Source organism: Dorea sp. AF24-7LB (genome assembly GCF_003478575.1).
GTDB lineage: Bacteria > Bacillota > Clostridia > Lachnospirales > Lachnospiraceae > Dorea_D > Dorea_D hominis.
On sequence record NZ_QUFR01000007.1, the window covers coordinates 130,882 to 144,028 of the forward strand.

The window sequence follows — 13,147 nt, forward strand, 5'->3', positions numbered from 1 at the left end:
ACCTATTCTCCGATCATCATCTTAATAATCTCTTCATTCGTCTCACGCATACCTTCTTTACCGAGACGACCGATATTCTGGATCGTTGCCTCCACACCTTTTGTTACAATTCCGTCACCGGCGTAGAACTGCTGTCCATTCAGGTACATGTTATAGCCAAGAATTCCTGCATCTACAGATGCCGCAATCTTCGCTGCACAGGAAGCTTTCGCTCCATCACAGACCATACCGGATACGATTGCCAGTGCATTCACAACTGTATGAATAACTTCTTCATAGCCGCCACCGCACAGGTATGCAATTCCAGCCCCTGCTGCCGCACCTGCACTGACTGCTCCACAATATGCGGAAAGTCTTCCAATTCCGGTCTTCTGATGGATCGCTGTCAGATTTGATAACGCAAGTGCACGGTATTTCTTCTCTTCTGTCACATTCAGCTCTTTTGCATATTCGAGAACCGGTAACGAACATGTCATTCCCTGATTACCACTTCCAGCGTTAATAATAACCGGCAACTCACATCCGTTCATACGTGCATCCGATCCTGCTGCCGCTCTCGCCTTCGCTCTTGTACGGACATCATCTCCGTACGCACTTAAGAGAACACTTCCGATATTTGCTCCGTAGTCCCCGCGCAGACCTTCATCTGCAATCGCTGTATTATACTCAATCTGACGACCGATTACTTCTTTAATATCGACAACATCTACCGTATTAATAAAATTCCAGATAGACTTCATGTCCAGAAGGCTTCTGTCCGTCAGCCCTTCTTCGTTCTCTCCTTCTACCGGAATGTCAAATACCACTTCACCATCTTTTTCAATATGTACAATGTTCGTATGATAATTTGCGATTCTTACCTTCGCATAGGAATCTTCTTTATACAACGTCAGCACAATATCAAATGTAATCCCCTGATCGATATGTTCAACTGTAATCGGCGTCTCTTTTAAAAATGTGATCATCTGCTCAATCTCATCCGGTGTCACTTCTGCGATAACTTCCAGCTCTTTCTCTGCCTTTCCGGCAATGATTCCTGCTGTCACTGCCGCCGGAATTCCTTTCAGATGATTCGTATTCGGAACAATGACACTTTTTACATTTTTTATAATACTTCCGCTGGCTTCTACCAGTACTTTATCCGGTACACATCCCAGTACTTCTCTTGCCTTTGCTCCTGCATAAGCAAGTGCGATCGGTTCCGTACACCCCATTGCCGGCACCAGTTCTTCTTTTAATATCTGTATGTATGCCTGATATTTTTCATCTGTTTTCTTCATGATAACCTCCCTGCTTTGCGCAAATTCCCCAATATTTTTTACCCAAATAGTATAGCATAAAAATATTTCTATTGCCATCTAGTTTTGAATACTATATAATGGTTACATTGAGGTGATAATATGACAATTGATACAAATGATCTGCTGAACAGTATTTTATCCAGCATCTCCAGAATAGACTATATCAAGCCGGAAGACATCCCGAATATTGACCTGTATATGGATCAGGTCACTACCTTTATGGAAGAGAGTCTCCGCTCGACCAAGCGCTATACGGATGATAAGATCCTGACCAAGACTATGATCAATAATTACGCGAAGAACAATCTCCTCCCGCCTCCGGTGAAGAAGAAGTATTCACGCGAACATGTTCTTGTTATGATCTTTATTTATTATTTTAAAAACATTTTATCTATCAAGGATATTGAAACGATTCTTGCTCCTCTGACGGAACAGTATTTTTCAGACACAAAAGGACTCTCTATTACAGACATTTACAGTGATATCTGCGAACTTGAGAAATCACGCATTTGGAATATGCAGAAGGATGTTACACATTCTTATAATGCAGCGATGGAGATGTTTCAGGATATTCCAGATAAAGAACAGCGTAATCTTCAGATTTTCGCTTTCATCTGCAATCTGAGTTTTGATGTATACGTCAAGAAGCAGATCATTGAAAAACTGATCGACGAACTTCCAAAACCGGAAGAGCGCAAAAAAAAGAAGTAAGAACTTCACTTACTTCTTTTTTTCTATTCTTATTAAATTCTTTGTTATTCTATCGTATAAACGCTTTATTCTCCACTCTGCTCTTCATTCTTAGCAATTCGCTCAAATACCATATCGTATCCGTCATTCCCATAATTCAAAGAACGGTTCACACGACTGATCGTGGCTGTGGAAGCTCCTGTTTTCTCTGCAATCTCCAGATATGTCTTCTGCTCTCTCAGCATCTTCGCAACTTCAAATCTCTGCGACAGGGATAACAACTCGTTGATCGTACAGATATCCTCAAAAAATGTATAACACTCTTCTTTATTCTCCAGACTCAGCACAGCTTCAAACAGATAATCCACTGCTTCCGTCCTTATTTTTTTACTCATAGCAATTATCTCCTTTGTAACAGTATTCATTACCGTTACATTTTAACACACTAAATTCGTAAAGTCTATAGCTTTTTATTACGTTTTAATGCTTCTTTCAATTTTACGATCGATGTATTCACGATCAGCTCTTCCGGAAAGTCCACTTCTCTTAATATGGGTTCCGACCATGTACAGTCTGCAATGAAAGCATCTACATGTGCATCTGAACCAAGCACGATCTTTGCTCCAAGCTCTTTACAGCATCTCAGCATCTCTATGGCGTTCTCTTTTGTATTCTGTCGGAAACCGCCAGGACGTAATGATGAATTATTAAGTTCCAGCAATGTTCCTGTCTCTTTTGCCTTTTTCACAATCGTCGGATAATCTACCGGAAATCTTCCGTCATCCGGATGTCCGATGATATCAATCCACGGATTCTCCATTGCATTTAAGTAAGCTTCTGTAACCGGCTCTTTTTTCCACTCATCTTCAAAACACAGCGTGTGGATACTTGCAATAGCAATATCCAGTTTCCGAAGCACGGATTTTGGCAAATCTACACTGCCTGCCGCATCCAGAATATTTAACTCTGATCCAAGAAGCACATCGATTCCGTACATCTTACGCGGAACAACACCAAGATTTTCAAAATAATATAAATTCGTACTTCCGGGCATTTTTGGTGCATGTTCTGTAAGCGCCAGTCCTTTCAGTCCTTTTTCTGCTGCCATCTGTACCATTTCCCGCATTGTATTATAAGCATGTCCACTGACAAGCGTATGCGCATGTGTATCTATTTCGATTGTCATAATCTCTCCTCTTTTCTGTATTTTTCCACTTCTTGATTTAATTATACCCGATACGGCTTTCTTTTTCCAGATTTCTATTGACATCTTACGTTTTCACAGATATCTTATTTTATGGGCATTCTGTTTTGCATTGCAAATATGCTACATAATTCTGTAGTTATTCGCTGCAAATACTCAATGTGCCACAACATATTCTATACAATTAAGTAAGAGGTTTTTAATATGAAGAAAATACTTATGATTGCCACCGGCGGAACTATTGCATCCGCAGAAGGCGGAGACGGATTAACACCGGCTATGACAGGTGAAGAGCTTGCAGCCAGCGTACCGGGCATCAAAGACAAATGTGATCTGACCGTACTGCAGCTTATGAATATCGACAGTACAAATATGCGTCCATATCTCTGGGGACTGATGCGTGACGCTATCACAGAACATTATAACGATTATGACGGTTTTGTTATTCTGCATGGTACAGACACGATGGCTTATACAGCCGCTGCACTGTCTTACCTGATCCAGAATTCTGCAAAACCGATCGTTCTTACCGGCTCACAAAAACCAATGGGCAACCCATATACGGATGCCAAGATCAATATTTACCAGAGTATTCTCTATGCACTGGACGATAACTCCTGTGATGTTTCTATTGTATTTAATGGAAAAGTAGTTGCCGGAACCCGCGCAAGAAAACAGCGAACAAGAAGTTTTGACGCTTTTGAAAGTATGAACTTTCCACTTCTTGCCGTGATCCATGATGACCGGATCATCCGTCACTACATTGCACCAACAACCGCTCAGGCAAATATGGTATCTTACCAGAGGCTGAACGACCGTGTCTTTGTTCTGAAGCTGACGCCAGAAGTAAAGGCAGATATTTTTGAACTGTTGCGCGGACATTACGATGCGATCATTCTGGAAACATTCGGTATCGGAGGTATTCCGGAATACGATGATTCTTTTGAGAAAGCTATCTTCGGTTGGGTAGATTCCGGAAAGACTCTCGCTGTCACGACACAGGTTCCGGAAGAAGGCTGTGATCTGGAAGTTTATCAAGTTGGTAAGAAATACAGCGAACACCCTGGCATCCTCCAGGCTGCGGATATGACAACCGAGGCACTTGTTGCCAAATTGATGTGGATTCTTGGACAGACAAACAATCCGAAAGAAATCCACCGCTTATTCTATCAGACTATCAATCACGACCGCCAGGAAGAGTTGTAATAATAAAGAAGAAACGGTGTTTCACAAATGATCATTCATCTATGAAACGCCGTTTCTTTTTATCTTACGCAAAAAATCTTATTTCTGCATATTTCCAAATATTAAAAATCTTATTTGTCGTATTCGTTCATCCATTTTAACAGCTCAACACAGTAATCATCATGTCTGTCTACGAATGTAGTATGACGCGCTCTCTCCCAGAGGATCCATTTAGAGTTTGGAATCTCATCCGCCATAGTCTTTGCTACTAATGGTGAACACAGATCAGAAATACCACTCATGATCAATGATGGAACTTTGATCTCGTGAAGTCTGTCAATGTACTCAAAATCTTTTAATGTACCGGATGGAACGAACTCGTTCGGTCCCCATCCATACAGGTAAGCTTCTCCACCGGATTTCTTTTCTCTTGTACAGCATTCCGGAAGATCTTCTCTCCAGTAGTTGCAGTATCTGTCCATATAATTGTCAACTGCTTTCAGGTAAGCTTCTCCTGTAAAGTCATTGCGTTCCAGAGCATCATTGATTGCTGCCTGATCTTCCTCAGACATCATCTTAATTCTTCTCATTCCTTCTCTTGCCCAGAGGCTGCTGCTTGGGTGTCCGGAAGAAATAATAAAGGATTTTACGCCTTTTGCTCCACGCTCGATTGCATATGCGATCTGCATCATACCGCCCCATGACTGTCCAATGATGTGGCATTCTTTCAGTCCAAGATGCTCTCTTAATGCGTCCAGCTCATCCAGCCAGAGATCCTGTGTCCACATCTCCGGATGTCCGTCCAGATAAGATTTTCCGCATCCTAACTGGTCATACATAATGATCATACGATCGTCATCATCTGCAACATTATCCAGAACTTCAAAATAGTTATGAGTAGATCCCGGTCCACCATGCAGACAGATCAGCGGAGCTTTTCCGTTGTCTTTCTGTTCTCCGACAATTCTGTAATAGGTCTGATAACCTTTAAAAGGCATATATCCTTCTGTAATTTTTGCCATTTTCTTTTCCTCCTCTTTGACAAAAAAAATTTGCAACACGCATACTGCGGCGTTGTATTGTAACTACAAATCTCTGTCATTGTATTCTTCGATTTGAGCGGCCAATACCATGTTATTATTATAACATAATTTCATATACTTTAACAGTAACCAAATATTAAATTTATGAAATTTTATTAAAATATCTATCAAATTATCCTTGCCTCTCCCCGTCACTTACAGTCATCCTTTATAATTCAAAATGGGCAGGAAAAATCCTACCCATTTTTCGTTGACGTAGCATCCACAGGAATCTGCCAATGGCAGATTCTTTAAGTATTCTCTTATTGATAATCCATAACATCGATCCACTTCATCAGGAAATCTTTCTCCAGTTCATTCTCTTTTACAAGCTGCGAAGCGGCCACAATCGGGAGCCACTGCTGTACATACTGGATTGCTGTGTCTGATTTTTTACAGAAAATTTTCAGATAGAGATCTGCCACTTCCTGATCCTTAAGCGCAAATAGCAAATACGTCATTGCTGCATCTGCACTGGCATTTCCCTGTGTTGCATGTGCCCAGTCCACGACTGTCATTTTTCCATTCTTTCCGACAATAATATTGCTCGGATTGAAATCTCCGTGACAAAGCTTACTGTGATGTGGCATACTTTCCAGCCTCGTTAGAAGTTCGTATCTCTGGCTTGCATCCAGTTCTGTAATACTGTTGATCTGTCTTGCAAGCTTCTCTCTCAGATCTGGAAGCATCGGTGCTTTCTTAGACTGTATCTGTAATTGCAGGTCAACAAAGTCGGACATGTACTTGTCAATATTCGCCGGGTCCACATGCATCATCTCTTCTAATGTCTTACCATCTTTGTATTCCAGAAAAATCGCCCATTTTCCGTCAATATTTTCTATTTTCTGAAGCTTTGGAATCTCAAGACCGGTTGCTTCAACTCTGGCTGTTTCCATTGCTTCATTGAAAATGTCAACTTTTGGATGGTTCTCATCAAATAATTTAACGATACTGCCTTCACAGCGATACACTTTCTTATACGGACGTTCCACGATCAGTTTACATAAATCCATATTCATAAAATAAGCCTCCTTTTCTATATTTCCGAACTTTACTTGTTAAACACATTATATACCCGTAATACAGAAAAAGGAAGCTTTTTTGATATTTTTTTAACTTATTTTTTGTGCTTTATTTTATTGTTAATTTTTCTACAATCTTACTATTTCATAATTGGCTTTAATGCTTCTGCAAGTTTTTCTTTCTGACTTTCGGCTTCTGCAAGATCTTTGCCAAGTGTTGTATAATAAATCTTAATCTTCGGCTCTGTTCCTGACGGACGAACGATTACTGTTGCGCCGCCTTCCAGCTTGTAAATCAGTACATTTGCAGCCGGCAGACCTGTCTCTTCCGGCTTCTGATAATCAGTTACAGATACAACTTTATGTCCTGCAACTTCTGTCAGCGGATTCTCGCGAAGTCCCTGCATAATACCTGCCATCTTATCCATACCACTCAGTCCCGGAAACTCAAAGCTGTCAATCTTATTCAGATAACGACCATACTCCGCATAAATCTCTTCCATTCTCTGCTTTAGGGAACTTCCGATACTTCTGTAATAAGCTGCCATCTCACAGATTAACATAGAACCAATCACCGCATCTTTATCTCTTACATACGGTCCGGCAAGATATCCATAACTCTCTTCAAATCCAAAGATGAAGCGATCTACTTCTCCTGCTTCTTCTAACTGTGCAATCTGATCTCCGATCCACTTAAATCCAGTCAGTACATTGCGAAGCTCGACACCATAATGTGCTGCAACTGCATCTGCAAGTGGTGTAGACACGATAGATTTTACAGCGACCGGATTCTCTGGCATTGTGCCTTTCTCCATACGTCCTGCGCAGATATAATCTAACAGAAGAACTCCTACTTCATTACCGCTTACCAGCTCATAAGAACCATCCGGGCACTTCATTGCAATACCAACACGGTCCGCATCCGGATCGGTTGCAAGCATCAGATCTGCACCTGTCTCTTTTGCAAGATTCAGTCCCAGTTCCAACGCCTCAAAAATCTCCGGGTTAGGATAACTGCAAGTTGTAAAATAGCCATTTGGATATTCCTGCTCCGGTACAATTGTAATATCCGTAATGCCAATATCTTTTAATACACGTGTAACAGGTACCAGTCCGGAACCATTTAACGGGCTGTATACCAGTTTCAATCCTGCGCTCTTGCATAAGCCCGGACGAACCTGACGTGACTCGATTGCTTCATATAATGCATTCTTGCAGTCATCCCCTACAAACTGGATCAGACCTTTTTCTACACCTTCTGCAAAAGATATGTATTTTGCTCCTGTAAGCACATCTGTCTTCTGGATCTCTGCATATACAATTGCTGCCGCATCATCTGTCATCTGGCATCCATCCGGTCCATAAGCCTTGTATCCATTATATTTTGCCGGGTTGTGGGATGCTGTAACCATAACACCTGCATTGCAGTTATAATAACGTGTTGCAAATGATAATGCCGGTACAGGCATCAGTGCGTCATAAATGCGAACCTTAATTCCATTCGCTGCCAGAACTCCTGCTGCTGTCTTGGCAAATACATCACTCTTCAGACGACTGTCATAACTGATTGCTACTGTCTGTGTTCCACCCTGTGTCTTTACCCAGTTTGCAAGTCCCTGCGTTGCCTGACGTACAACATAAATGTTCATACGATTCGTTCCGGCTCCGAGTACACCTCGAAGTCCGGCTGTTCCAAACTTCAGTGCTACTGCAAAACGGTCCTTGATCTCTTCTTCATTTCCCGCAATTTTCGTTAATTCCGGGTTCAGATCTGCATCTTCCAGATCTGCCTCCAGCCAACGTTTATACTCTTCCTGATACATTTTGATCACTCCTATTACTTCATGTATTTCCATTTGTAAATGATACTTTTAATATAGCATATTTTCAGGCATGCCGCAATTTTGTTCTTGCTTCCTTGGCAGAATTCTCAAGATTAAAATCTTAAAAGTCAAAATCTTTATAATCTTCCGGCAAAAAACGATGATAAACCATATGACAGCCTTCATCTTTGAAGCAGTAATAATAGTCATCAGGTACCCCGTCCGCAAAACGGAGAAGATAATCAAACTCTCCATTTGACATAGTTTCAAAAATCACCTGATCTGAATGTGCTTCAAACAACTTCTTAAGATCCTCAATTGTACAGTCACACTGCTGTACCTGTCTGATCAGTTCTTTTATGAACTCGTTATCTTTCATCTGTTCTTTTGCATAGACACTTCCTTCTTCCGGAATGTGAATACAAAACCGGTCTTTCTTATGCGTCACCTGTACATTTCCCAGTTTGTCTGTAAATTCTTCCGGAAATGCCTGCAGTCGCTCCTGCATCTCTTCTGCCGTATCTTCTGCATGAAAGAAATGCTGCAATGTAGCGAGTAGATAATACAGTCTTACTGCTTCTTTACGAAATCCCAGTTTTGCCTGTTCTTCCTTCATAATATCCACAAGATTTCTCTCCATCTTTGCAAACCCTTCTTTTTGCCTTTTTTCTGCATGTTCCAAAGACTCTCCAATCTCGATCAGATGCCCGTCCGGATCATAAATACGGATCACTTGCTGTCCTCCGCTTTCTTCTTTTAGAGGATTCACATAAGTAATATTCCAGTCTGATTCCTCCAGTTTTCCTGCAAATTTTGTTAATTCATTCTCTTCAAAGTATAATTCTGCATTATTTCCTGCATTTTTGACTTTTTTTCCTGTTAATTTCTCCCAGATTTCTCGGTCCTGCAGGACTAATCCTTCTGTCAGTATCATATTTCCGTCAAAAGCTGTAATCACATGTAACCCGAACAGTTCTTCATAAAAGCGTCTGGAACGCTCAACATCTTCTACCACCAATAATATGTTTTTTAAACGCATATTTTCCTCTCCTGTTATCTATGTACAATAACGGAATGATCTGTCTGTCAGTATCCTTGCAAATATCAGACCCAGCGGCAACGCCATAACAATGAGCATAGCTGATGCAAACCAGGATGCGGATACCGAAAGCGACATCATTCCCAAATTATAGAAGCCTCGATATAAGTATAACCCAGGAACCATAATAACAATAGATGGGACTGTCACTGAAATTCTCGGATATCCAGCTCTGTTTTTTATTAAAGATGCTAATATTCCAGCCGTAAGCGCTCCAATAAATGCCGCTACTGCCGGCGGCATACCGGTAAGATCAACAAATTCAAGTCGAAGTGTATTGGCAACTGCTCCGATTCCTGCAGCTACAGCTGCAAGTCCCGGTGGACTGTTGAACATAATGGAAAATCCAAACACACCACAAAAGCTGGCAAGAAGCCGGAATATCACCTGCTCTTCTGATGTTAAACAAATTTTTGGAAAATCTACCGGCTGTAAATGTAGAATTAATGCCATGATCCAGGCAGCCATTGTTGCGACAAGAATAACCAATATAGCATACGCAAAACGTTCCATGCCCGAACGCATATCCAGTTTTGCAAGGTCAATGCCACTCGTAATAAATGGGAACCCCGGAATAATAAAGAGCATGGCACATATATAACCAGCTTCATGTTGAATGGATATTCCCCACAAAATTTCTGCCAGTTTTAAAAATCCCGCATAAGTAAAACAAGCTAATGATACACTGGATACAATACACAAAAACAAAGTAAAATGGTGTTTTGTCAATTTGCACCGCACATAATTTCCAACACCTGCGCCAATAAATGCACAGAGCATTTCAATCGGACCTCCGCCAAGCAGAAATGTGAATCCACCGCACGCAAGCGCTGCAGCCATTCCCAGTGCCACAGGTGAATATAATCCATGAATTTTCTCTATTTCATCCAGAAGCTGATGTAACTGTTCTCCGGATATATGCTTTCCTTCCTTTTCAAAATTCCGGATAAATTTTTCCAGACGGTTTAATTTTGATGTATTTACCCCTGTATTAGTCAGACAAAGAGCTTGTGTATAACCATCTTCTCCATCAAAACAGGTGTATTCGATCGACATCAGTCCAATATCCGCGGTACATGTGATCCCCATCACTTCTGCAAGTGTATTCATGGAACTTCTCACTCTCCATGCTCCGGTTCCACAGGACAAGAGCATAATACCCACTCTGCCGATAATAGAAGCTTTCTCAGTAAGGCTTGCTTCTGTAACAGGTCTGTTCTCTCCTCCTGCATCTGTATACTCATGCCAGAGAATATCCATATGATTTTTTCGTAATTGATCTAGCTGCATCCTCATCACTTCCTAATCATTCAGATCCAGGCTTTCCTGTCCTGCTTTTTCCATCATCTTTTCCCGGCATGCCAGCACGATACCATCCACTTCCTGCAAGTGATGCAGCATCTTCTTCTCAAATTCGCGAATCGGCAGGAGCACCCCGATCTCATCAAACTCTTTTTGCTTTTTAATTCCTGTTTCCTGTCCGTAATATACAATTGCGCGCGGTGCTGCTTTCTGAATCTGCATAAATGTTTCCCATACAACTGCATACGCTTCAGCCTCTGTCAATCCCATCTTACATGTATCCGGTAAAGCATACAGAATCAATATGCCTCTGCTTTTGTTTTCTTTTTTCTCAACAATTTTTGTTCCTTTTTCATAAGACCGTACAAGATCATATCCATCTGCCAGATATACTTTTGATCTCGGTGCACATTGATGTATCTCGTATGTTTCTTTGAATTTCGTATATTCTCTTGCCGAGACCTTTTTTTCCTGTAACAGATTGCCATCTACATCTGTTAAAAGCACCGGATTTGCACCCGCTTTTCCGTGAAATTTTTTAGGGATCAAATATGCTTCCCGTAATAAGTCAAACATACTTCTTCCACAAAGTTCCAATAAAAGTGCCGTAACATCACCATTTTTATATGCATGAAACAGTACCTCTGCGAAATGTCCTGCTGAATCTCCGGATATATTTTCTTCTTCCAGATGTTCCTGAAATACGTCTTTTAATCTTCCACATGCTTCTTTTGATTCAAATATTTTAGAAAAAATTGCTTCTACAGCTTCTTCTCTCGGTAATACAGTTTGCATATTATCGCCTCCATAACAAAAATAGCCTTCTATACTTTATTAAGTATAGAAAGCTGTTTTTTCAAAGTCAAATAAATAACTTCTGTTTTATTTACATGGCACCTATGTTATATATATATAATCACATTTCTGCATCATACACCTGCCATTTCCATTGCTAAAAATACATTTTCTACAACAATAAATGTTTAAAAGCTTCCTCTGCAATTCCCGGTGGGAAATTTATATTTTCCACCAGACAGATTTCTCTCTCAGGAATCTTTTCATATAATGATATCATCTGCAATTTTCCAGCTTCTATTGCTGGTTTTACATATAATTCCGGTAAAAAGCCAATTCCCAGCCCACACGAAATCAGTGGCAATATCTGATCCATCGTCTCTACTTCTGTGTTCGGTGTAAATATCAGATTCTGTTCCATAAACCATTCTGAATAAAATTTGTATGATGTGCTGTCTTTCTCCAGACTGACTATGGGATGTGAAGCAATTTCTTTTAAATGAACCTGAGAATCTCTTTCTTTCCCTAGTATATCCAGACAAAACGCAGGACTTCCAACTGCAATCTCACGAAATTTCATCAGTGGCATTACTTTTAAAGGCTTCTGCGCCTTCAATGGAGTCGTTACAATTGCCAGGTCCGCCTGTCCCTCTTTTACCGCGCGTATTGCTCTTGGTGTACTATGATTCAACAAATGGAGCTGAATATTGGGATATGATTTATGAAACTTTGTAAGTACCGGAAGAAGCCGTAAATGTAATGCAATCTCGCTTGCACTGATCGTAACGCTCCCACTTTCCATACTACGTTTTCCTGCCAGCTCTACTTCCGCTGCATGAAGCTGCTGATAAGCAATCCTGACATGTTGATATAATAATTCACCTTCCTGTGTCAATGTTACACCACGGTTAGATCGTACAAACAACCGACAGCCAAGCTGATTTTCCAAATTGTTCATAAAATGCGTAATATTGGGCTGGTTGCTTCCTAATACTTTTGCCGCCTTTGAAAAACTCTTATAGGTTGTCACATAATAAAAAATCCGGTAATAATCGTATGTAATGTCCATTTTTCTCTCCATCTATATCACATCTATACCATATCTATATTTTATTTATATATCAGGTATGCCGAATATATATTTTACATTTCTTGTCATCTATTATATACTTGCGAAAGGAAAAAGAAAATCTATTTTTACAGAGGTGGCCTGCTATGATAAAAAATAATATAAAATTCACAACAACAAGTCAATTTATTATCTTTCATAATATTTGCAGTAAGGTTTCTTCTGATGTACAAATACGCGATATTTCCAACCATAACAAACCCGTTGATGGGAAAAAGCTTTCTGAACTTGCAAATATCCAACTGGGTCTTCCAGCATTACTGATGATTCATGGTAATGACGAAGTTCAGGTTTTCTCATCTCTTCAAAAGTATGGAATCTGTCATAAAAAAGAGAAGAAATAATTTCCTCATTCTTAGTCACTCTCATACGACTGTCCGAAAAAGATAGTCGTCTTTTTACTTATCTATATTAAAATCCTTGAATAAAAGATTAATAGTTTTTATTTCTTATAACAAAAAAGCGACTGGCTTTATACCAATCACTTCTGTAAGTTATATACCTTCAAAACTGCA

At 40.3% G+C, this 13,147-nt stretch carries 13 protein-coding genes; 3 read left to right on the forward strand and 10 right to left on the reverse strand.

Translation table 11 applies throughout. From position 1 onward, the window contains the following. Positions 1-2 precede the first annotated feature (2 nt). Complete coding sequence (locus tag DWY31_RS08930) at positions 3-1,280, reverse strand: L-cysteine desulfidase family protein (protein WP_021861447.1); 1,278 nt, start codon at positions 1,278-1,280, stop codon at positions 3-5. 120 nt (positions 1,281-1,400) lie between these two features. Between DWY31_RS08930 and DWY31_RS08935 the strand changes: the two genes are divergently transcribed. Further along, the gene (locus tag DWY31_RS08935; protein ID WP_021861448.1) at positions 1,401-2,012 is read left to right on the forward strand and encodes a DUF1836 domain-containing protein; all 612 of its coding nucleotides are present in this window, start codon (positions 1,401-1,403) and stop codon (positions 2,010-2,012) included. A gap of 65 nt (positions 2,013-2,077) precedes the next feature. On the opposite strand, the gene DWY31_RS08940 is transcribed toward DWY31_RS08935, so the two are convergent. Then, positions 2,078-2,386 (reverse strand): YerC/YecD family TrpR-related protein, encoded by a 309-nt coding sequence (locus DWY31_RS08940; protein WP_021861449.1) that lies wholly within the window; start codon positions 2,384-2,386, stop codon positions 2,078-2,080. Between the two features lie 65 nt (positions 2,387-2,451). Continuing rightward, positions 2,452-3,177, reverse strand: a complete 726-nt coding sequence (locus DWY31_RS08945) for a phosphatase (protein WP_117537393.1) — start codon at positions 3,175-3,177, stop codon at positions 2,452-2,454. A 222-nt stretch (positions 3,178-3,399) separates the two neighbouring features. Here DWY31_RS08945 and DWY31_RS08950 point away from each other — a divergent pair, with 222 nt between their 5' ends. Next, a complete protein-coding gene (locus DWY31_RS08950; protein ID WP_117537394.1) occupies positions 3,400-4,401 on the forward strand; it encodes an asparaginase in 1,002 nt (333 codons plus the stop codon). Positions 4,402-4,511: 110 nt separating this feature from the next. On the opposite strand, the gene pepI is transcribed toward DWY31_RS08950, so the two are convergent. The 7 genes from pepI to DWY31_RS08990 all read right to left on the reverse strand — a co-directional run bounded on the left by pepI (position 4,512) and on the right by DWY31_RS08990 (position 12,572). After that, positions 4,512-5,402: a proline iminopeptidase gene (gene pepI / locus DWY31_RS08955; protein ID WP_021861452.1), complete on the reverse strand. Its 891-nt coding sequence runs from the start codon at positions 5,400-5,402 to the stop codon at positions 4,512-4,514. A 323-nt stretch (positions 5,403-5,725) separates the two neighbouring features. Further along, positions 5,726-6,481, reverse strand: coding sequence for an aminoglycoside phosphotransferase family protein (locus tag DWY31_RS08960; RefSeq protein WP_021861453.1), 756 nt, complete (start codon positions 6,479-6,481; stop codon positions 5,726-5,728). Between the two features lie 143 nt (positions 6,482-6,624). Beyond that, entirely contained in the window at positions 6,625-8,307 is a 1,683-nt protein-coding gene (locus tag DWY31_RS08965) for a phospho-sugar mutase (protein WP_118520164.1), read from the reverse strand. Between the two features lie 121 nt (positions 8,308-8,428). Next, the gene (locus DWY31_RS14365; protein ID WP_330422635.1) at positions 8,429-9,346 is read right to left on the reverse strand and encodes a DUF3877 family protein; all 918 of its coding nucleotides are present in this window, start codon (positions 9,344-9,346) and stop codon (positions 8,429-8,431) included. 18 nt (positions 9,347-9,364) lie between these two features. Then, positions 9,365-10,696, reverse strand: a complete 1,332-nt coding sequence (locus tag DWY31_RS08980; protein WP_021861456.1) for a threonine/serine ThrE exporter family protein — start codon at positions 10,694-10,696, stop codon at positions 9,365-9,367. Positions 10,697-10,708: 12 nt separating this feature from the next. Continuing rightward, entirely contained in the window at positions 10,709-11,503 is a 795-nt protein-coding gene (locus tag DWY31_RS08985; protein ID WP_021861457.1) for a DUF4866 domain-containing protein, read from the reverse strand. Positions 11,504-11,675: 172 nt separating this feature from the next. Further along, positions 11,676-12,572: a LysR family transcriptional regulator gene (locus DWY31_RS08990; RefSeq protein WP_021861458.1), complete on the reverse strand. Its 897-nt coding sequence runs from the start codon at positions 12,570-12,572 to the stop codon at positions 11,676-11,678. Positions 12,573-12,718: 146 nt separating this feature from the next. Between DWY31_RS08990 and DWY31_RS08995 the strand changes: the two genes are divergently transcribed. Next, positions 12,719-12,976, forward strand: a complete 258-nt coding sequence (locus tag DWY31_RS08995) for a hypothetical protein (protein WP_021861459.1) — start codon at positions 12,719-12,721, stop codon at positions 12,974-12,976. Positions 12,977-13,147 lie beyond the last annotated feature (171 nt).